The sequence below is a fragment of the Aestuariibaculum sp. M13 genome (assembly GCF_024723255.1).
Lineage (GTDB): Bacteria > Bacteroidota > Bacteroidia > Flavobacteriales > Flavobacteriaceae > Aestuariibaculum > Aestuariibaculum lutulentum.
This window is the reverse complement of record NZ_JANIAC010000003.1, coordinates 151,734-173,225: the sequence shown is the minus strand read 5'-3', so window position 1 is coordinate 173,225 and position 21,492 is coordinate 151,734. Positions and strand designations below refer to the sequence as shown.

Genomic DNA, 21,492 nt, shown 5'->3' with positions numbered 1-21,492 from the left:
ACCAGTTTCGTTATATAAACAATAAATTATTTTTAACTTTTTTAACAAATCGATAATACCTTAGTGTATCCTTAAAAAAAATGTTGATAGTATGTTTATTCTCTATATATTTGAGAACGAATAAATAAAAATGACAGTAATTAACAACAATAATAATTTCAATAATCCTAAAAGTTAGGACAGGAAGGTTATTGTTTAAAATATATGTAAAAAGCCTTCCGAGTTCGGAAGGCTTTTTTTTAACCGAAAATTTATTAGACATGAGTAAAATTATGACCGTCGACATCCTGTCGAGTATTAAAGGAGCACAACCCAGCGAGGCTGTGAACAAATTATTTGATGTAATTAAAAATGCACAGGCAACAAATAATACCTCTTTTAATAATAATCGTAATAATTGCGTGTCCTTAGACGATTTAAGAGAAGACGAAGTGATTGAAAGTTCTGCAACCGAAAAGCAAATTATTATTGAAAACTTCCCGAAAGAGAAAAAAGGCTACTTAGTAGTTTCTAAAATTATAGAAGAATAACATATGGACTCTCAAATACATAAAATTCACCAGCAACTGGCAAACAAAGAGATATCCTGTGTTGCTCTGGTTACTGAAAAATTAAGCGCTTTAAAAGCTAACACCCATAACACGGTAAATTCCACTTTAGAGGATTTAGCCCTTGATTTAGCCTCTAAAGTCGATGCCAAAATTGCAAATGGTGAAACTATTGGATTGTTGGAAGGGATTCCTTTTGGTATTAAAGATGTTTACATGCTGCAAGGCACAACTACCACGGCGAGTTCCGATTTACTTAAAAACTACAAATCGGCGTACACCGCAACAGCAATTCAAAAATTACTGGATGCTGGCGCTATTCCTTTGGTAAAAGAAAACTGTGATAGTTTTGGTCACGGTTCGTCAAGTGAAAACACTATTTTCGGATCGGTTAAAAATGCCATTAACCCAGACCTTGTAGGCGGTGGTTCCAGTGGAGGTTCGGCTGTAAATGTAGCGAAAGATTATACTGTATTTTCTATTGGTGGCGATACCGGAGGGTCGGTACGTCAACCAGCAGGTTACAACCATGTTTACGGACTAAAACCCACTTATGGACGTATTTCGCGCTACGGACTTATGGCCTATGCTTCGTCAACAGATTGTGTTGGACCTATCGCCAAATCAGTTGAAGATATACGTATCGTCTTAAACGTAATGAGTGGTAAAGATGTAAAGGATCAAACTACTTACACTTCCGCGGAAATTACCGCCGATAGCATTACAGATGCTTCTGAAATTAAATCAGTAGGTTATTTTAAAAACTTTATTGAAAGTGACGCAATTGATCCGAAAATCAAATCGGACTTTTTAAGTACTATTGAAAAAATTAAAGCCAAAGGTATCGAAGTTAAAGAACTGGATTTCTTTCAGTCTGATATTTTGGTGTCTACCTATTATACATTGGCCATGGCAGAAACCGCCTCTAACCTATCGCGTTTAGATGGCAGTAACTACGGTAACCGTATTGATGATAAAAACTTAAAAGAATCGTACGCGGTTACCCGTTCTGAGAATTTTTCAGAAGAAACTAAACGAAGAATTGTTGGTGGAAACCAGGTACTATCGCAAGGGTTTTCAGATGAAATCTACTTAAAAAGTTTAGCGCTTCGCGATGCGATTTCAGAAAACTTTGAAGATGATTTTAAAGATGTTGACATTATCTTATCACCGGTAACACCAAGCACACCTCCAGAAATTGGAAATAGCTTAAAAGATCCGCACGCCATGTATTTAAGCGATGCATACACAGTTGGATTTAGTCTTGGCCAATTACCAACTTTAACGGTTCCGCAAGGCACCGAAACAGGCTTACAAATCACAGCCGCAAAAACGAATGACGAACTTGTTTTGAAGTTTGCTAACTTCTTAAAAGATACGATATAATGGAATTAGAACAATTAGACGCGCTTTTAAAAGCACACGAATTAGAATTGGTTATCGGACTGGAAACTCACGTTCGATTAAACACAAAAACCAAGCTGTTTTGTTCTTGTCCTAACCAAGAAATTGAAACACCAAACCAAAATATATGCTCTGTTTGCACCGGCCAAATGGGGGTTTTACCTGCTGTTAATAAAGAGGCCGTAAAAAAGGCTATTTATTTTGGAAAAGCAGTAAAATCAACCTTTTCTAACAATGTCATTTCGTGGGATAGAAAACACTACGAATATCCGGACAACCCGAAAAACATACAAATTACACAGTTTCACAACCCGATTATTCCCGACGGACAAGTCTCTTGTTTCCGTAATGATGGGTCTCAGTTTACTGTAAACTTAACTCAAGTACATATCGAGGAAGATGCAGCTAAACTGATGCACGAAAAAGCGGTTTCTTTGGTAGATTTCAACAAAGCTGGTGTACCGCTTATTGAAATTGTTACCGAACCTTGCATTCGTCATATAGAAGATGCTTCAACTTACGCACAATACATTCAGCGTATTGTTCAGAATTTAAAAATCTCTGAAGCTAACTTAGAAAAAGGAGAATTTAAGTCGGATGTGTCGGTGTCACTTCGTAAAAAACATTCTTATGCTTTAAATCCGCGTACCGAAATAAAAAACTTAAACTCGTTTAAGTTTATGGTCGATGCCTTAAAAGAAGAAGTTGAAAAACAACTGAACTATTATATCGAGCATAAAGAATTTAGACCAGATCAAACTACCGTGCTTTGGGATGCCGATTTGAAGCAAACCAAAACCATGCGTAAAAAGGAATACGAGGCAGATTACCGTTTTATCTCGGAACCAGACCTGCCTTTTGTTTGTATAAAAGATGTGGTAGAATCGATTGATGTTGATGTAAGTTCATTACCTTTTGCGGTAGAATCTATCTTAATTAAAGGTGGTGTTTTACCGCAGGATGCGAAGTTTTTCACTGCTGATTCTTTACGTTCTGAAACTTTTGTAGCAATTAACGATGTTATTCAAGATCCGTCGTTTGTTGCAAAAACATTAACTAACAACATCAAACCTGAAGAATACGGAGACATTCACCGTATTGAACACTTAATTGAAATTTTCCAGTTGTTTAAATCGGAAAAAATCACATCGGTATTAGTGCAAAATGCGATTACTGAGTATTTAAAAGACAGACATTTTGACTACAACCAATATTTTGATGAGAACACCATTTCTGAAGAAAAAATCCAGGATGCCATTGCTAAAGTCATTTCAGAAAACGAAGCCATAGCTAACGACATTAAAGGCGGAAACCAAGGAAAAGCAGGAATTTTAGTCGGAAAAGTAATCGCCATTATCGGTAAAGGCGCTTCTGGAAAAGTGATTCGTGAAGGTATTTTAAATATTCTTCAAGCGGATAGCACTTCAACTTCATCAGCTGAATCAACTGTAAAAACAAAAGCTGAAGCGCAGAGTTCTTCTAAAAAAGAACAAGAAGAAGTTTTACCTGAAATTCCAATTGTGATAAAAGAAGAATATCGCACACATTTAATTACCGATATTACTGATAATAGCATTAATCAGGAAGTCACTCTTGCAGGTTGGGTTTCGAGTGTTCGTGATCACGGCGAATTAATTTTCATTGATTTGCGAGATTCAAGTACCGAAATTTTCCAGGTTCGTTTAAGCCGAGAGTCTTTCGCTAACCTTGATGAACTGGTACGTTTAAAGCCTGAGTCGGTAATAACAGTTTCGGGAACTATTGTGCAACGTAAAGAAGATGATTACAATACTGCTTTACGCACAGGAAAAATTGAACTTGAGGCCAAAGACCTTGATATTTTAAATTTATCTAGAACACTGCCGTTTGAAATAAAACGTGCCACTAAAACAAACGAAAACACGCGTTTTCAATATAAATATTTAGATCACAGAAATGACGATGTGCGTCGTACGATTGTTAACCGTCATAAAGTTATTAAGCTGCTTCGCGACATTTTAGATGAACAGGACTTCCTTGAAATAGAAACGCCAATTTTAAGTGCCGGAACCGATGAAGGTGCCCGTGAATTTATTGTACCTTCCAGAAAACAAGCCGGAGCATTTTACACACTACCACAGGCTCCTCAGCAGTTTAAACAAATGCTCATGGTGAGTGGTTACGAAAAATACTTCCAGATTGCTCGTTGTTTCAGAGATGAAGATTCTCGTGGTGACCGTCAGCCGGAATTTACGCAGTTGGATATTGAAATGGCTTATGCGAGTATGCAGCAAATCATAGATTTAAACACTAAAATGTTTAATGAAGTTGTGACTAAAATTTACGGTAACAAATGGATTTTACACCCGTTTGAAGTTCTGACCTACAAAGAAGCGATGGACTATTACGGATGCGACCGTCCAGACTTACGTTTTGGATTAAAACTTCAGGATATAACTGAGATTGTTAAAGACACGACATTCCAGGTTTTCAGTAAACCAATTGAAGAAGGCGGTATTGTAAAATGTATTAAAGTAACAGCCGAAGAGCAAGGTAAAAAGCGTTTATCTAAAGGGCAGATTGAAAAATTAACAGCCATAGCACAGCAACACGGTTTAGGTGGTTTGGCCTATATTATTGTGAACGAAGACGATTTACAATCGCCAATTATTAAATTCTTAGGTGAAGACATCGCTGCCGGAATTATTAAAGCTACGCATGCTCAGGTAGGTGATATTGTATTCTTCTCGGCTGCCGATTATGCGACTGCAAATAAAGCTTTAGATGCCGTACGCCAAGAATTAGGAAGCATGTTGAAATTAATTAACCCTAAAGAATTAAGACCAGCCTGGGTAGTCGATTTCCCAATGTTCGAAAAAACAGATGAAGGTCGTTGGACATTTACACACAACCCATTCTCAATGCCTGCTGTTTACGATATTGAAAAACACATGAGCGGTAACGACGAAGAAATCGGTTCCATTATTGCTCAGCAATACGATTTAATTCTGAATGGTTACGAAATTGGTGGCGGTTCGGTGCGTGCCCACAAACCAGAGATTTTAGAAGCCACTTACAGAAACATGGGCTACAATAAAGAAGAAATGCTAAAAAGCGTGAGCACCATGTACAAATCGTTCCACTACGGGGCCCCGCCACACGGTGGTATTGCCTGGGGTGTAGACCGATTAATGATGATTTTAGAAAAGAAAACATCCATTCGTGAAGTGATGGCTTTCCCTAAAACCGGAACCAGTGAAGATTTACTGTTTGGGGCGCCATCCATGCTTTCAGATAAAAAAGTAGAAGAAATGAATGTGAAAATCATGAGAAAATAATTCTCAGTTTGAGTTAATAATAAAAAAGCTTCAGCATGTTCTGGAGCTTTTTTTTATCATTGAATTTAAACAAATTAAAAACTTTAACAGTCTTAAATAATATTTAAATAAACTTTAAGAACATTTCATTTTATCTTTAAAAACACAATAATCTTTAAACAACTAATATCATTTTTATGAAAAAATCAACTTTATTAACCACACTTGCTTTTGCCTTTGTTATGCTATTTTCTTTAAATGCAAGTGCTCAAAAATTTGCAAAATTAGACAAAAGCCCATTAGACATTGCTTATTACAGAACCGACAGAAATGCTCCACCAATGGCAAAAGTTATATACAGCAGACCGCAACTTAACGGAAGAGCTTTAGCAACCTTAGCACCAAACGGAAAAGTTTGGAGAACAGGTGCTAACGAAGCAGCAGAAATAAAATTCTATAAAGATTCTAAACTTGGAGGCAAAGATGTTAAAGCTGGCACATACTCGTTATACACGATTCCTGGTGATAGTGAATGGACAATTATTTTAAGTTCAGACACCGATGTTTGGGGAGCCTACAATTACAAAGAAGCCAACGATGTTTTAAGAGTAAAAGCTCCTGTAAGTAAAGGAGAATCTGTAGAAGCGTTTTCTATAGCATTTGATAACGATAATATGTTTTTAGCTTGGGATACCACAAGAGTTGCCGTACCAATCAGTCAGTAATTATAAGTTTATAGCATAAAAAAAACACCTTGAAATATCAAGGTGTTTTTTTTATGCTTCAATGTTTTCAGCCATATCGTATAATCGGTTTAAACTTCGGCGTAGCACATAAAATCGATGAATCCCAATTACAAAAAAGACTATCGAAAAGACCAATGAAATATAAGCCAGGTAATCAAAATTAGAATACTCATCTTTCAACTGAAAAAAAGCAAAACTCCCGATCAATAAATACAAAGACGATCTAATATAGGACAACAACGTTCGTTCATTAGCCAAACGTGTACGCTCAATAGACAACTGATCGCGTAAAATAATTCGGCCGTCTGGTGTAAACTCTCGCTTAGTACTTAAAAACTTATGTCGTTTTTTATTCAAGGTTTCCTGTCTTAAACATCCACCTTAAAATTACAGTATTTTTTTAAGGAATATTTAAATACTTATGTGTTTGTAAAGAAACTTTCCACTTTGGGTGTTTCATCACATAATCTACGATTTCCGGAATTACTTTATCACGTTTGCTCCATTCCGGCTGCATATACAAAATACAATCTCCATTTACTTTAGCTGCTTGTTCTTCAGCAAAACGAAAATCATCTTTATTATATATAATCACCTTAAGTTCGTTGGCTTTGGCATATACTTCTTCGGTAGGCAACTTCATTTTTTTGGGCGATAAACAAATCCAATCCCAGATTCCGGTTAACTTATAAGCCCCAGAAGTTTCGATATGAACCTGCATCCCTTCAGCTTTTAACTGAGTTGTTAAAGCCGTCATATCCCAGGTTAAAGGTTCCCCTCCGGTTATAACAATGGTGTCACTATACTTTTTAGCATTCTCTACAATCTTCGTTGTTTCGGTAGGCGGGTGTAAATCGGCATTCCAGCTTTCTTTTACATCGCACCAATGGCACCCCACATCGCAACCACCAACACGAATAAAATATGCGGCAGTTCCCTTATGATATCCTTCTCCTTGTATGGTGTAAAACTCCTCCATTAAAGGCAACATTTCGCCTTTCTCTACTAATGATTGTATTTCGCTTTTCATGGGTGCAAAGATACGTATTCATTTACTTATTTCACTTTTTTTACCGTTCATTTAACGTCTTGATTTTTTCATCAAAATAAAGACATTCAACAATATGCAAAAATTGGGTTTAAGACTATGGATGTTCACAAAAAACAGCTATTTTTTTCTTCATCAATTTTCATGTATTTTTAACCAAAACTAAAGGTATGAGCAGAACAGACGATTTTTTAAAACACATTACTGAAGGCAACATAACAAAAGGCGACTTCATTCCTGTTGGTGCCGCCATGTTAGATGGACAAACCATTACTGGCGCCCATGTAAAAATTCCTTTAAAAACCTTAAATCGTCATGGTTTAATTGCCGGAGCTACCGGAACTGGAAAAACAAAATCGTTGCAGGTTTTAGCTGAAAATTTAAGTGAGCGTGGCATTCCTGTTTTGCTAATGGATATTAAGGGCGATTTAAGTGGATTAGCTAAACCAAGTCCGGGTCACGTAAAAATAGATGAACGTATGGCTCAAATTGGTTTACCTTTTGAAGCCAAAGGTTTTCCAGTTGAAATGTTAACCTTATCGGAACAAAACGGTGTTAGACTTCGGGCCACCGTTAGCGAATTTGGACCTGTATTATTGTCTCGAATTTTAGACTTAAATGATACGCAAGCCGGAATTGTAGCAGTAATATTTCAATACTGCGACAATAATAAATTGCCTTTATTAGATTTAAAAGATTTTAAAAAGATTTTACAATACGCTACAGATGAAGGGAAGGATGAATTTATTGAAGCTTACGGACGAATTTCAACGGCATCAACCGGAGCCATCTTACGTAAAATTGTAGAACTGGAACAACAAGGTGCCGATTTGTTTTTTGGAGAAACCTCATTCGATGTTCAGGATCTACTGCGTATTGATGAAAACGGGCAAGGCTATATAAACATCATCCGATTAACCGATATTCAAGACAGGCCAAAACTGTTTTCAACCTTTATGCTTAGTTTACTGGCTGAAATTTATTCTACTTTTCCTGAACAAGGCGATTCCGGAAGACCTGAATTGGTCATATTTATTGACGAGGCACATTTAATTTTCGATGAAGCTTCAAAAGCGTTACTCAATCAAATTGAAAGTATCGTAAAATTGATTCGTAGTAAAGGTGTCGGACTGTATTTTGTTACCCAAAACCCAACCGACGTTCCTGAAGAAGTTTTAAGTCAGTTAGGTTTAAAAATTCAGCATGCCTTACGCGCCTTCACGGCAAAAGACAGAAAAGCGATTAAGTTAACGGCTCAGAACTATCCGGATTCTGAATATTACAACACCGAAGACGTTTTAACATCGCTTGGTACAGGTGAAGCTTTAGTATCGGCTTTAGATGAAAAAGGCCGTCCAACGCCCTTGGCAGCAACCATGATGCGAGCACCTATGAGTCGTATGGATATTTTAACAGATGATGAATTGAAAGAACTACTTTCAACCTCAAAAATGGTTAAAAAATATAATGAAACTATAGACCGCGAAAGTGCTTACGAATTATTAAATGAAAAAATTGCAAAGGCAGAAGCTGACGAAGCCAAAGAAAAAGCTAAAAAGGAACAGGAAGCCTTAAAAAAAGCCAAAACTTCATCATCAACAAGACGCCGAAGTACCGCTATGAACCCAGTTGTGAAGGTATTAACCAGCGCTACATTTATTAGAAGTGTTTTTGGTATTTTAACTAAAATCATGAAAAAATAATACGACATTTGTCGCTTAAAAATAAAAAAAACAACCTATCTATCATTACATGAAAAAACTAATATTAAGCATCACTGCATTGTCTTTATTATTTGCAAGTTGTAGTAAAACCCAAGACCCCTTCGAAGTGTCTAAGCAACATGTGGGTTTGTTAACAGACTCTACACTTGTTAAAGACTTAAAAACCGTTTTTATTAACGATTCCATAGCAGAAACCTTTAACGATAAAGGCGCCTGGGGTGTTGATAAAAGCATTGAGGTTTTCGATAAAGCAGGACAAAAACTTTTAATATTAAACCCGGAATATAAAACAGATACGACTGCAGTCGTAAAAAGCATTCAAATTATAGATCCGCGTTACAAAACCGATAAAAACATTACAACAGCAAGTACGTTTAAAGATATTAACAGCAATTACAAAATATCAAGAATCGATAACTTAATTAATTCGGTTGTGGTTTCTGTAAACGATATCAATGCCAGTTTTACTATTGATAAAAAAGAACTACCAGCCAATATTAGATTTGATATGAATTTAGATATTGAAGCCATGCATATTCCTGATAACGCTAAAATAAAGTACTTCTTTATTAACTGGTAAACCCTATGAATCCGTTTTTATCCAAATTACTGGTCGATGTTGCTCGCAAAAGACTAAAAAGCAAAAGCGATGCCCCTGTGAGTAAACGGCAAATTGTGCCACTGGTAAGGATATTTCAGGTGGAACTGGCTCACGCTATTAAAGAATACATCTTTATAATCATTGGTGTGTTTTCTGCCGGATTCGGATTAAAAGGATTTTTATTACCTAATCATTTTATTGACGGAGGCGCCACTGGTATTTCATTATTACTAAACCATGTGACGTCTCTTGATTTAAGTATCTTCCTGATACTTGTCAACCTTCCCTTTTTAATATTAGCCTCAAAAACCATTAGCTTAAAATTTGCTATTAAAAGTATTGCAGCTATTGCTTTTTTAGCTTTTGTTGTTCATTTTATCGACTACCCTACCATAACAGACGATAAACTTTTAATTTCTGTTTTTGGTGGTTTTTTCCTTGGTTTAGGTATCGGATTATCTGTGCGAGGCGGCAGCGTTATAGATGGTACCGAAGTACTGGCTATTTACTTAAGCCGCAAGTTATCACTCACTATTGGAGACGTTTTACTTCTCATCAATATTTTAATATTCTCGGTTGGCGCTTATGTCCTTTCCATTGAAACGGCACTTTACGCAATTTTAACGTATCTTGCGGCCGCAAAAACTGTCGATTTTGTTGTTGATGGCGTTGAAGAATATGTTGGTGTTACCATTATATCAACACACCACGAGGAATTACGTGTCATGCTCACTGAAAAACTGGGACGTGCCTGTACCATTTATGCCGGCAAAGGTGGATTTGGAACCACAGGAAAGAGTTACGATAAAGATATTATTTACACCGTAGTCACCCGTTTAGAACTTGCAAAACTTCAAACTGAAATTGACAAAATAGACAGAAACGCCTTTATAATAATGGGGGTTGTAAAAGACCTAAAAGGCGGTATGATTAAGAAGAAACCCTTACAGGGACATTAAACGAAAACCAAAATATTTTGGCCAATAAAAAATATACGATACAAAACAATCCGTTTGTTGTACCTACAACCGATGGCAAAGTTATAAAAGAACATTTTGGCGTTGCTACAAATGGCAATAACAACATTAGTATCGCCCATATGAAAGCGCCTGCCGGGTGGAGCGAACCTTTTCAAACACCTGAATTCGACGAATACACATTTATAATAAGTGGTAGAAAGCAATTTATTATTGAAGGAGAAACAGTTATTTTAGAAGCTGGACAATCTATAAAAATAGAACGCAATACCCGAGTACAATACTCCAATCCATTTACCGAAGTCTGCGAATACATTGCTATTTGCACACCTGCATTTTCAATGGATTTAGTACACCGAGAAGAAGAACATTAAATGAATAATACCCTTGTTAAAACCATAGGTAAACTTGTTAACACAGTAAGCTACCTATCACCAAGTTATGCAGCTAAAAAAGCTGTAGATATTTTTTCAACCCCTAGAAAAGGAAAATTACACGCCGAAGAATTAGAATACCTAAAACCGACCAAGCAAAAAGTTTTTAAATACGACGGTATAGACATCCACACCTATCAATGGACAGGATCTAAACAAACTATTTTACTGGTTCATGGTTGGGAAAGTAACGCCTATCGATGGAAAGATTTAATAGACATTTTTAAAACAGAAGATTATAATATTGTGGCTTTAGATGCCCCAGGACATGGTAATTCCGGACACAAAACATTTAATGCAGTTTTATATTCAGAATGCATTAATATGGTGGCTCAGGCATTTAAACCAGATATTATTATTGGTCATTCTATTGGAGGTACGGCCTCTGCTTTAGCTACTAATAACCATAAACTTCCTGTTGAAAAATTAATCATGTTAGGTGCACCTTCTAACTTTGACGAGGTTATTGAAAACTACGTTAAAATTATGGGCTACAACAAAAGAGTTGTAAATGCTATGGATGCTTATTATTTAAAACACTTCGGAAAATTGCCTAGTTTTTACAGCATCAAGAACTTTTCAGAACATCTGGAAGCCGACGGATTAATTATTCACGATAAAAAAGACCGTATTATTTCATATCGCGATGCGCTTCACATTTCAAAATACTATAAAAATGCGAAGCTAGTTAAGACCAAAGGTTTTGGTCACGGCTTAAAAAACGAAATCGTTTACAATCATATTTTAGAGTTTTTAAACGCTTAGAATTGTTGTATTTTTGCTCCCTAAATTCATTATCTCAAGACCATGTCGGAAGAATTAAAACGTATTAATAAATATTTAAGTGAAATTGGATACTGCTCACGCCGAGAAGCCGATAAACTTATTGATGCCGGTCGTGTAACTATAAACGGCAGTGTTCCTGAAATGGGTACTAAAATTGCACCGGGCGATGTGGTTTGCGTAGATGGTAATGAAGTAAAAAACACCAAAGAAAGCTTTGTATATCTGGCTTTCAACAAACCAGTGGGCATTGTGTGTACTACGGACACCAGCGTTGAAAAAGACAACATTATCGATTATTTAAACTACCCGAAACGCATCTTTCCTATTGGGCGATTAGATAAACCTAGTGAAGGTTTAATTCTTTTAACCGACGATGGCGATATTGTGAACAAAATTCTCCGTGCCAGCAATAACCATGAAAAAGAATATATTGTATCGGTAGACAAACCTATTTCGCAAACCTTTATTGAGCGTATGGCAGGTGGGATTTATTTAGAAGATTTAAAGAAAACCACCAACAAATGTAAAGTAGAAAAGCTAAGCACTTACGAATTTAAAATTATACTTACCCAAGGACTAAACCGACAAATCCGTCGTATGTGTGCGTATTTAAATTACGAAGTACAGACTCTGAAACGTGTTCGTATCATGAACATTAAACTGGACACACCTGTTGGAGAATACCGTGAATTGACCAAAGAAGAGTTCGCCGAATTAAATAAACTCATTAGCACCTCAACTAAAGTCTTCAAACCAAAAACAGACAGACGTTCTGGCACAACTTCTGAAAGACCGCAACAAAACGACAAAAGGCAACCGAAACGTAGAAAGCGTTAAAAACCCTACTTATTTTTATTGCTGTCATTCTGAATTTATTTCAGAATCTGGCATCAGCACGTATTTTAGATTCTGAAATACTGAAATAAATTCAGCACAGGTAAAATCAGGTTAACAAAGTATTTACTTCTTACTAATCCAGGCCTTTCCGTTCTTCAACAATTCTTTTCCACTAACATCATTCAATATGATGACAGCCATCATATACCAGGCAGAAAGTGCGCAAATAATTAAAACAACAGCTGCAACTTTATTCATTACTGGAAAACCAAAATGCCCCAGATCTAAAAGAATAAAACCAATCAATAAAGTTGTAAATGTAACAGCCATGGCTGAATGAATATATAAAGATCCTACCCAGAATATAGCTGTTAAAAAAGTAAATCCCAGTAAATACAAACCTGTTTCAAAAGAAGTTGTTTCATAAACACCTAAGTGGTTTAAAATCCAAATGATACCCAAACCAATCCAAAATGCACCATAAGTTGTAAATGCTGCAAAACCGAAGTTATTTCCTGTTTTTTGCTCCATAAAACCTGCTATAAACTGCGCCAATCCTCCAAAAATAAGGCCCATGGACAAAACAGGACCCAAACCAGAAAAACCAAGGTTATGAAATTGTAATAATAATGTGGTTAAACCAAAACCGGACAATCCAACTACAGCCGGATTTGCTAATTTATTGTTGCTCATATTGAACTATTAAATAATTAAAATTGGCGGCAAAACTAGGATATAAACATTTTTAAAATTATGACAAAAAGCAGAAAAATTGCTTTTATTTTTTCCTATCTGGCAGCCGTTATTTAAAATACAGATAATAGATATTAATCGATTCACATCTTCATTCCCCAAAAGGAGAAAATAGACAAGTGACCGCACAAAAAAAAAGCAGCATTTAAAAAAATGCTGCTTTTTTTATTTTCAATAAAGATATTATCTATGCGTGTCTTTCTCTTGCTAATAATGTGTTTTTAAGAAGCATGGCAATCGTCATTGGTCCTACACCACCAGGTACCGGGGTAATAAAACTTGCTTTAGGGCTTACACTTGAAAAATCGACATCACCAGCTAAACGGTAACCCGCTTTTTTAGTTTCGTCTGGTACGCGAGTAATTCCAACATCAATAACAACTACACCATCTTTAACCATATCGCCAGTTAAGTATTCTGAGATACCAATAGCAGCTACAATTATATCTGCACCACGAGTAATCTCAGCTAAGTTCTTCGTACGACTGTGTACAACAGTAACTGTTGCATCACCTGCCTTACGCTTTTGACTCATTAAAATACTCATTGGGCGACCAACAATATGACTACGTCCCATCACGACCACATTTTTACCAGAGGTTTCTACATTGTAACGCTCTAATAATTCCATGATTCCAAATGGTGTTGCCGGAAGGAAAGTTGGTAAATCTAATGCCATTCTACCAACATTTGTTGGATGGAAACCATCTACATCTTTATCTGGATCGATAGCCATTAATACCTTTTGCTCGTCGATGTGCTTAGGTAATGGTAGCTGAACGATAAATCCGTCGATATCGTCATTGGTATTTAATTCGTGTATTTTCTGTAATAAAACTTCCTCAGTTGTTTCCTCAGGTAAGTCTATTAACGTTGAATTAAATCCTATTTTTTCACAAGCTTTTACTTTAGCATTCACGTAAGTCATACTTGCACCATCTGTTCCTACTAAAATCGCTGCTAAATGAGGTACCTTTTCGCCATTGGCAACCATGTTGCTCACTTCTACCGCGATTTCCTCTTTAATATCGTTACTTACTTTTTTTCCGTCTAAAATTGTCATATTTCAGATTTTGCTTGCTTGTTTATTATAAATGTTCTTAAAATTTACTATTAACGCATGCCTCGCATCATGCTCATCATCTTTTTAGCACCACCACCCTGCATCATCTTCATCATTTTGCTCATTTGGTCGAATTGCTTTAAAAGCTGATTAACTTGTTGTACTGAAGTACCAGATCCTTTACCAATACGTTTTTTTCTGCTCGCATTGATGATTGAAGGATTGGTTCTTTCTTCAGGTGTCATTGAATAAATGATGGCTTCAATGCCTTTAAAGGCATCATCATCAATATCGACATCTTTCAACATTTTTCCTGCACCAGGTATCATGCCCATAAGGTCCTTCATGTTACCCATTTTCTTGATTTGCTGAATCTGATTTAAGAAATCGTCAAAACCAAACTGGTTTTTAGCAATTTTCTTTTGAAGCTTACGTGCTTCCTCTTCATCAAACTGCTCTTGTGCACGCTCTACTAACGACACCACGTCTCCCATACCAAGGATACGATCTGCCATACGTGACGGATAGAACACATCGATCGCTTCCATTTTCTCACCAGTACCAATAAACTTAATTGGTTTATTCACTACCGATTTAATAGAAATAGCCGCACCACCACGTGTATCACCGTCTAATTTAGTAAGGATAACCCCGTCGAAATTCAATACATCGTTGAAGGCTTTCGCGGTGTTCACAGCATCCTGACCTGTCATAGAATCTACAACAAATAAGGTTTCCTGTGGTTTAATAGCTGCGTGAATATTTGAGATTTCGGTCATCATGGCCTCATCAACAGCTAAACGACCAGCGGTATCTATAATCACCACGTTATGTCCGTTGGCTTTGGCATGTGCAATACCTGCCTGAGCAATAGCTACCGGATCTTGATTTCCTTTATCGCTAAAAACCTCTACACCTATCTGCTCACCAACAACATGTAACTGGTCGATTGCAGCAGGACGATACACGTCACAGGCTACTAATAAAGGTTTCTTTGTTTTCTTATTTTTTAGATAATTAGCAAGCTTACCAGAAAAGGTTGTTTTACCAGAACCTTGTAAACCTGACATTAAAATAACACTTGGTGTACCTGACAAGTTGATTCCTTCGGCATCACCTCCCATTAATTCGGTTAACTCGTCTTTTACGATTTTAACCATTAATTGCCCAGGCTGTAATGTCGTTAATACATTTTGCCCCAGTGCTTTTTCCTTAACGGTATTTGTAAACTGTTTTGCTATTTTAAAGTTAACATCGGCATCCAGTAAAGCACGTCTTACTTCCTTTAAAGTCTCTGCAACGTTTACTTCTGTAATACTTCCGTGTCCTTTAAGAACGTGTAAGGCTTTATCTAATTTATCGCTTAAATTATTAAACATAATTGTTATTGAAATTTTAAGAAGTGCAAATTTAGTGATTTGCTGTGTATTATAGAAGTATACTTATACAAAATATGGAACAAAAAAAAGGACTACCAAAATACATATTTTGACAGCCCTTTTCCGTTGAAAGCTTCCTTAAATAATTAACCTACTAACTTAAACAAACAAGTTGCACTTTCAACTGTAGCAGAATTAATTTCTCTTTTCCAATACTAAAATGCGTTCTACTGCACCAGAAGCACTTAAATCTTTTAATTCTATTCGTGTTGTTGACATTTCTTTAATTCTCCAACGATGATTTAACACTGCAAAAGGCTCGGTTTCCTCAAAGCGCATCCCCAGGAATAACCCTTCATAACGATAAGCTAACCACGATCCGTTAATAACATTAGCCTCTAAATCGGTTGCTGTTACACGACCTGAAACCATAAAATTCAAAGTAAAGTTGCTGTAATCTGAAGTTTTATCGACATCTCCATCCTGGTATTTAGCAACTTCCCAATCGCCAACAATTAATAAGGCGTCAATATTTTTTAAATCCACGTCAAGCTCCGGACAGTGTCTTTTCAACACCATTTTATTACTATCATTCTCTAATTTGATTAATCCTGGTTCAAGGAAAGTTATTAACCATTCCAGATTTAAATTTGGTCGACCTTCAAAAGCTATCTGCAACATAAAACCTGTATCAACGGCAGTCACCTGATAGGTGCCTTCAACAAGCTCACCATTTATGCGAAGTTTCACAAGATTTTCAGCATAGAATTTTAATGGTGTTCCTATGTATTCATTTTCATTATCTACACCTTCAACATTTAAACGCTCTACACGCCAGTAACATTCCTGTAAATAATTCTCAATGCGTTCTTTAGTATAATCGAAAACAATGTCACAGTTTTTCTTTAATATGACACGATTACCTCCGGCCTGATATAATTTAATTCTTCCGTATTCTAAATCGTAAACAAACCATTCCAAACTAAAATCTACTAAAGTATCAAACTCTAACTTTATCAAGGCTCCATTATCTGTAACACGCGTAGACCAGGTTCCTGTTAAGGTATCACCTCCTCTGGTGCGCACCTGCACAATGTTTTCAGCTTTAAATACTATGGCATACTCGTGATACTTTTCAACTAAATTATCTTCATTTCTTTCAAACTCATACACCACCCATGGACAGGTTTGTAATAAATTATCTAAACGCTCTTTAGTGAAATCGGTATCTCCATAATCGTTGTCATCATCTTCATCGCAGGCATTTTTAGCCTCTCTCATCGCATTTCTCAATGCCAGATTATTATTCACTTCTATGGTTGTTCCATCTCCCAAAACCATAGTCACAGGAAAGTTTAAACTCGCAAATACTTCGCCTTCTCGCACTCTATGAATAAATCGATACATGGCTCTGTCGCTTTCAATAGTCACCACATCGATAGCCTGAGATCGCGTATCGTAAACGGAAAAAGAAATAGGGTATTGAAAATCGATACACTCAATATCATCATCATCTTCATTTTCTCCACGGCATTCCTTTGCCAACTCGATTAGAGCAGCTTTAGATTCAATAGTAATTTCAGTGAAGTTAGAGGTCGTTACAGTAATGGGAAAGAAAATCTCCAAGTCACTATAATCGTAATCGAACTCCTTAAATAAAGCGGCTATAATTTTATAATCTTCGGTTGAATCTATTTTAATTTCCAAACCATGAACCGACACCGTTATTGGCAACCCAACCGTTAAACAGCTGGCTCTATCAATAATATTGTCCATAGATCCGTCTTTAGTTGAAGTTGCTTCAATTAATACAGCCAACTCCGAATTTGCTGCAATAGCTTCAGATTCTTCGGCAGTTGTAATATCGACAACTTCATCCTGGCAAGACGTCATTAGGGAAAGGGCAAAAAAAGACAGTAGTAGTAATAATTTTAGTTTAGTTTTCATGATATGTAATTTTGGTTGATCATAGCTTTTGGTAATAGAACAAGTTAACTTTAAAAATTCCTACCCTGTATATTCTTTTTTTTTATTTTAGTTACTCCAAGTTCAAGGGAATATGCCAAAATCGATACAGGATAATATATGCGAAGAACGTTTGTTTTCTTCCATTTTTAATAAATACGCCAAAGATTTACACAACTTTTTATATTATAAATTCGGAGAGCAACTTAACCCAAAAGATAAAGTACAGGAGGCTTTTGTAAAACTCTGGGAAAACTGCGGAAAAGTTACTCCAGAAAAAGCCAAGAGCTTTGTATTTACTACCGCAAACAACTTAATGCTGAATGAAGCTGCACACCAAAAAGTGATATTAAAATATCAAGGAACAAAACCTACACATTATACTAATGAAAATCCTGAATTTTTAATGCAGGAGGATGAATACCGTAAAAAAGTTCAGCTCGCCTTAGCCAATTTAACAGATGCTCAGCGTGAAGCCTTTTTAATGAATAGAATTGAAGGCAAGCGATTTAAGGAAATAGCCGAGATTTTAGACATATCAACAAAAGCCGTTGAAAAACGCATTTACGGCGCTCTTGAAAAATTGAGAAAAGACATTAAAGAACTGTAATCTTAAAAATTTTAGTTTTTAGGGTAGGAAAAAACAATAGTTAACTGTTATATAGACGAATAAGGAATTATGGATAGAGAACAATTAATATCGAAATGGTTAAATAACGAACTGAACAATCAGGAACTTGAAGCCTTTAAAAAGCTTGAAGATTATGAAGATTTAATTCAGTTGAACAAAGCCTTACTGAGCTTTAAATCTGAAGAATACAATACGGCTGAAGCTTTAGATCAGGTTTTAAACACAATTAACAGTTCGAAAAAAACAACAACTCCTTGGACAAAATACATGGTTCGGGTTGCCGCGGTATTAGCTATTTGTTTCAGTTTATATTACTACACAACTACTTTAGACACAACCTACACCACCGATTTAGCTGAAAAAACATTTATAGAACTACCCGACCAATCTGTTGTAAACTTAAATGCCAAATCGACTTTAGTTTTTAATAAAAGTGATTGGAAAAATGAACGCGAAGTCAACCTTTCTGGAGAAGCTTTTTTTAAAGTTTCTAAAGGGTCTTTGTTTCATGTAAAAACCAAAACCGGTACTATTACCGTATATGGTACACAGTTTAACGTTAAACAACGTGAACAGTTTTTTGAAGTTATTTGCTACGAAGGTTTAGTTGGAGTGACTTACAATTCACAAGAGACTAAATTAAAACCTGGTGACAGTTTTTTAATTCTAAACGGGAAATTTATTGCTAAAGAAAAAGAAAAAAACCTAGAACCTTCGTGGTTAAATAATGAAAGTACCTTTAAAAGTTTACCTTACAAACAAGTTATTACAGAATTCGAAAGACAATACGGCGTGAACATGAAACTATTAAACATAGATGAAAACCAATTATTTTCTGGTAGTTTCACCCATAATAATTTAGATATTGCACTAAAATCTATCACCGTACCGTTACATATAACCTATAGTAAAACAAACAATACTATAACATTAAAAGGTGAATAGAAACTTTATACTTTCTATTATTTACGGATTATGTTTTTTGATGTTTTTACCGGTTAACGGACAAACCCATCAAGAAAAGCAATCTCTTTTTTCTATTTTAAAAATTCTTGAAGAGCGCTACAACATTAGTTTCTCGTATGCCGATGCTTCCATAAAAGAAAAAGCAGCTCCTTTACCTTCTAAAGACCTGAGCTTACAAGATGCATTAGACCTTTTAAATATTCAAACCTCATTAGAGTTTGAAATTTTAGATTCTCGGTTTGTTGCCATTAAAGAGCGTATCGTATCTGAAGAATCTTCTTTCAAAGTACAGCGTCTTGATGAAATTATTGTTTCAAAGTATCTTACCAATGGTATAGAAAAACTAAATGACGGTGCCATTACCATAAACACAGAAGCCTTTGGCATTCTTCCCGGATTAATAGAACCCGATGTATTACAAACCATCCAGGCACTTCCCGGAATTATAAGTACCGATGAAACAGTTTCCAACATCAATATTCGAGGCGGCACTCACGACCAGAACCTCTTTCTTTGGGACGGCATTAAAATGTATCAGTCAGGTCATTTTTTCGGATTAATTTCGGCTTTCAACCCCTATACAACCGAGAAAATAAACGTTTACAAAAACGGAAGCAGTGCCAGATATGGCGATGGTATTTCCAGCGTTATCGACATGAAATTACCCAATACTATTGATAACGAATTTAAAGCAGGACTTGGCTTTAACCTGATTAATGCCGATGCATTTGCGAAAATTCCACTATCAAAAAAAACAGAGGTACAAATATCCAGCAGACGCTCACTTACCGATTTAATTGCCACACCAACCTACGACCAATACTTTAAACGCATTTTTCAGGATTCCGATTTAACCAATACCTCAAGTTCTAATTCAATTTCGCAAAACGAAAAGTTCTATTTCTACGATGTGGCTTTAAAATTTCTTTACAACATCACAGAAAAGGACAAAATCCGTTTTCATTTTTTGAATGTAAATAACTTTTTAAATTACGACGAGCAATCTACCAATAACAATAGAGACGAAGCCTTAAACAGCAGTTTAAGACAAGAAAACTTAGCAGCCAGTGTCACCTATACCAGAGATTGGAATGAAAGATTTTCGACCACTTCTCAAATTTATGTTTCCAACTACGATTTAGATGCCATCAATTTTGACATTATTAATAACCAACGCCTGATTCAGGAAAATGAAGTTTACGATGGCTCTGTTAAATTGGATATTAATTACACCCCGAATTACCAGTTTAAAATTAAGGGAGGTTATCAATTTACAGAAGTTGGCATCAGTAATTTAGAGGATGTTAACAATCCTTATTTCAGAAGTTATATTAAAGAAGTCATTCGTAGTCATGCGGCTTATGCCGAAACCCAATATTTATCTAATAATGCACAAACCAAACTTCATTTTGGCGGGCGCTTAAACTACTTTCCTAAATTCGACAAAGTTTTAATTGAACCACGATTAAGTTTTAGTCAACGGTTTTTAAACAACTTCAGACTGGAGATTCTTGGAGAGTTAAAAAGCCAGACTACTACGCAAATTATCGATTTACAAAACGATTTTTTAGGTATTGAAAAACGTCGATGGGTTTTAGCAAACAATTATACAGAAATCACTACAAAGGATAATCAGACTATTTTTCCAGTACCAATTTTAAAGAGCAAACAAATATCTACCGGAATTCATTATAACAAAAACGAATTACTCATTAGTCTGGAAACTTACTTAAAAAAGATAGACGGCATTACTACCCGAAGTCAGGGATTTCAAAACCAGTATCAGTTTGTGCATGCTTTAGGAAGCTACGATATTAAAGGTTTAGATGTACTAATTAATAAACAGTTTGGAAATACGGTGAGTTCATGGGTTTCCTATTCTTACAGCATTAACGACTATACTTTCGATAGTTTAAACAATGGACAATCATTCCCGAATAATACCGACATCAGACACGCCATTTCTTTTGCAGGAACCTATACCAATCATAATTTTAAATTTGCCTTAGGTGTTAACTGGCATTCTGGAAAACCAACCACAGAACCCGACATTACCGACAGTCCGGATGACGATGTAATTACATATGCAAGCCCCAATAGTTCAAACCTTAAAGATTATTTACGAACCGATTGTTCCGCAACGTATGCTTTTAATATTTCAGATGCAGCTAAAGCCACGGTTGGCGCTTCTATATGGAACCTTTTAAATCATAGTAACATCATTAACAGCTACTATACTTTAGACGCTGCCAATAATGTAAACAAAGTTGAAAATCATTCGTTAGGCATCACGCCTAACGTGAGTTTTAGAGTAAGGTTTTAAGTCTTTATAAA

19 protein-coding genes are annotated in these 21,492 nt (G+C 35.9%); 13 read left to right on the top strand and 6 right to left on the bottom strand.

Translation table 11 applies throughout. The features are described 5' to 3' along the window. Nucleotides 1-260 precede the first annotated feature (260 nt). The 4 genes from NO995_RS12045 (at nt 261) to NO995_RS12030 (ending at nt 5,973) form a co-directional block, all read left to right on the top strand. Complete coding sequence (locus tag NO995_RS12045) at nt 261-530, top strand: hypothetical protein (protein ID WP_240574895.1); 270 nt, start codon at nt 261-263, stop codon at nt 528-530. Between the two features lie 3 nt (nt 531-533). Further along, entirely contained in the window at nt 534-1,934 is a 1,401-nt protein-coding gene (locus tag NO995_RS12040; RefSeq protein WP_258227733.1) for an aspartyl/glutamyl-tRNA amidotransferase subunit A, read from the top strand. Next, a complete protein-coding gene (gene gatB/aspS, locus NO995_RS12035; protein ID WP_258227732.1) occupies nt 1,934-5,269 on the top strand; it encodes a bifunctional amidotransferase subunit GatB/aspartate--tRNA ligase AspS in 3,336 nt (1,111 codons plus the stop codon). The genes NO995_RS12040 and gatB/aspS overlap by 1 nt, the downstream gene beginning before the upstream one ends. Before the next feature lie 176 nt (nt 5,270-5,445). Beyond that, on the top strand, nt 5,446-5,973 hold the full coding sequence (locus NO995_RS12030; protein ID WP_240574892.1) for a DUF2911 domain-containing protein: 528 nt from the start codon (nt 5,446-5,448) through the stop codon (nt 5,971-5,973). A gap of 51 nt (nt 5,974-6,024) precedes the next feature. Here NO995_RS12030 and NO995_RS12025 read toward each other — a convergent pair whose 3' ends face one another. Together NO995_RS12025 and NO995_RS12020 are read right to left on the bottom strand one after the other, a co-directional pair. Then, on the bottom strand, nt 6,025-6,351 hold the full coding sequence (locus NO995_RS12025; protein WP_258227731.1) for a DUF202 domain-containing protein: 327 nt from the start codon (nt 6,349-6,351) through the stop codon (nt 6,025-6,027). A 43-nt stretch (nt 6,352-6,394) separates the two neighbouring features. After that, nucleotides 6,395-7,024, bottom strand: a complete 630-nt coding sequence (locus NO995_RS12020) for a 7-carboxy-7-deazaguanine synthase QueE (RefSeq protein ID WP_240574890.1) — start codon at nt 7,022-7,024, stop codon at nt 6,395-6,397. A gap of 188 nt (nt 7,025-7,212) precedes the next feature. On the opposite strand from NO995_RS12020, the gene NO995_RS12015 reads away from it, so the two are divergent. From NO995_RS12015 to rluF, 6 genes are read left to right on the top strand one after another with little or no spacing between them, the layout of a single operon-like run. After that, nucleotides 7,213-8,745 carry a DUF853 domain-containing protein gene (locus tag NO995_RS12015; protein ID WP_258227730.1) on the top strand — a complete coding sequence of 511 codons (1,533 nt, stop codon included), beginning with the start codon at nt 7,213-7,215 and terminating at the stop codon, nt 8,743-8,745. 49 nt (nt 8,746-8,794) lie between these two features. Beyond that, nucleotides 8,795-9,346, top strand: coding sequence for a hypothetical protein (locus tag NO995_RS12010; RefSeq protein WP_258227729.1), 552 nt, complete (start codon nt 8,795-8,797; stop codon nt 9,344-9,346). A gap of 5 nt (nt 9,347-9,351) precedes the next feature. Further along, nucleotides 9,352-10,326, top strand: a complete 975-nt coding sequence (locus tag NO995_RS12005) for a YitT family protein (protein ID WP_258227728.1) — start codon at nt 9,352-9,354, stop codon at nt 10,324-10,326. Between the two features lie 17 nt (nt 10,327-10,343). Next, a complete protein-coding gene (locus tag NO995_RS12000; RefSeq protein WP_258227727.1) occupies nt 10,344-10,718 on the top strand; it encodes a cupin domain-containing protein in 375 nt (124 codons plus the stop codon). Beyond that, nucleotides 10,719-11,543: an alpha/beta hydrolase gene (locus tag NO995_RS11995; RefSeq protein ID WP_258227726.1), complete on the top strand. Its 825-nt coding sequence runs from the start codon at nt 10,719-10,721 to the stop codon at nt 11,541-11,543. It begins immediately after the preceding gene. A gap of 42 nt (nt 11,544-11,585) precedes the next feature. Continuing rightward, entirely contained in the window at nt 11,586-12,401 is an 816-nt protein-coding gene (gene rluF, locus NO995_RS11990; protein WP_258227725.1) for a 23S rRNA pseudouridine(2604) synthase RluF, read from the top strand. A gap of 123 nt (nt 12,402-12,524) precedes the next feature. Here rluF and NO995_RS11985 read toward each other — a convergent pair whose 3' ends face one another. The 4 genes from NO995_RS11985 to NO995_RS11970 form a co-directional block, all read right to left on the bottom strand. Next, nucleotides 12,525-13,094: an acetate uptake transporter gene (locus tag NO995_RS11985; RefSeq protein ID WP_258227724.1), complete on the bottom strand. Its 570-nt coding sequence runs from the start codon at nt 13,092-13,094 to the stop codon at nt 12,525-12,527. 247 nt (nt 13,095-13,341) lie between these two features. After that, nucleotides 13,342-14,217, bottom strand: coding sequence for a bifunctional methylenetetrahydrofolate dehydrogenase/methenyltetrahydrofolate cyclohydrolase FolD (gene folD / locus NO995_RS11980; RefSeq protein ID WP_258227723.1), 876 nt, complete (start codon nt 14,215-14,217; stop codon nt 13,342-13,344). A 50-nt stretch (nt 14,218-14,267) separates the two neighbouring features. Beyond that, the gene (ffh, locus tag NO995_RS11975) at nt 14,268-15,596 is read right to left on the bottom strand and encodes a signal recognition particle protein (protein ID WP_258227722.1); all 1,329 of its coding nucleotides are present in this window, start codon (nt 15,594-15,596) and stop codon (nt 14,268-14,270) included. A gap of 195 nt (nt 15,597-15,791) precedes the next feature. Next, nucleotides 15,792-17,543 (bottom strand): hypothetical protein, encoded by a 1,752-nt coding sequence (locus NO995_RS11970; RefSeq protein ID WP_258227721.1) that lies wholly within the window; start codon nt 17,541-17,543, stop codon nt 15,792-15,794. Between the two features lie 112 nt (nt 17,544-17,655). On the opposite strand from NO995_RS11970, the gene NO995_RS11965 reads away from it, so the two are divergent. The 3 genes from NO995_RS11965 to NO995_RS11955 all read left to right on the top strand — a co-directional run bounded on the left by NO995_RS11965 (nt 17,656) and on the right by NO995_RS11955 (nt 21,481). Beyond that, nucleotides 17,656-18,171, top strand: coding sequence for an RNA polymerase sigma factor (locus NO995_RS11965; protein ID WP_258227720.1), 516 nt, complete (start codon nt 17,656-17,658; stop codon nt 18,169-18,171). Nucleotides 18,172-18,240: 69 nt separating this feature from the next. Continuing rightward, nucleotides 18,241-19,137, top strand: a complete 897-nt coding sequence (locus NO995_RS11960; RefSeq protein ID WP_258227719.1) for a FecR family protein — start codon at nt 18,241-18,243, stop codon at nt 19,135-19,137. Next, entirely contained in the window at nt 19,130-21,481 is a 2,352-nt protein-coding gene (locus NO995_RS11955; RefSeq protein WP_258227718.1) for a TonB-dependent siderophore receptor, read from the top strand. Before NO995_RS11960 ends, NO995_RS11955 begins: the two co-directional genes overlap by 8 nt. Nucleotides 21,482-21,492 lie beyond the last annotated feature (11 nt).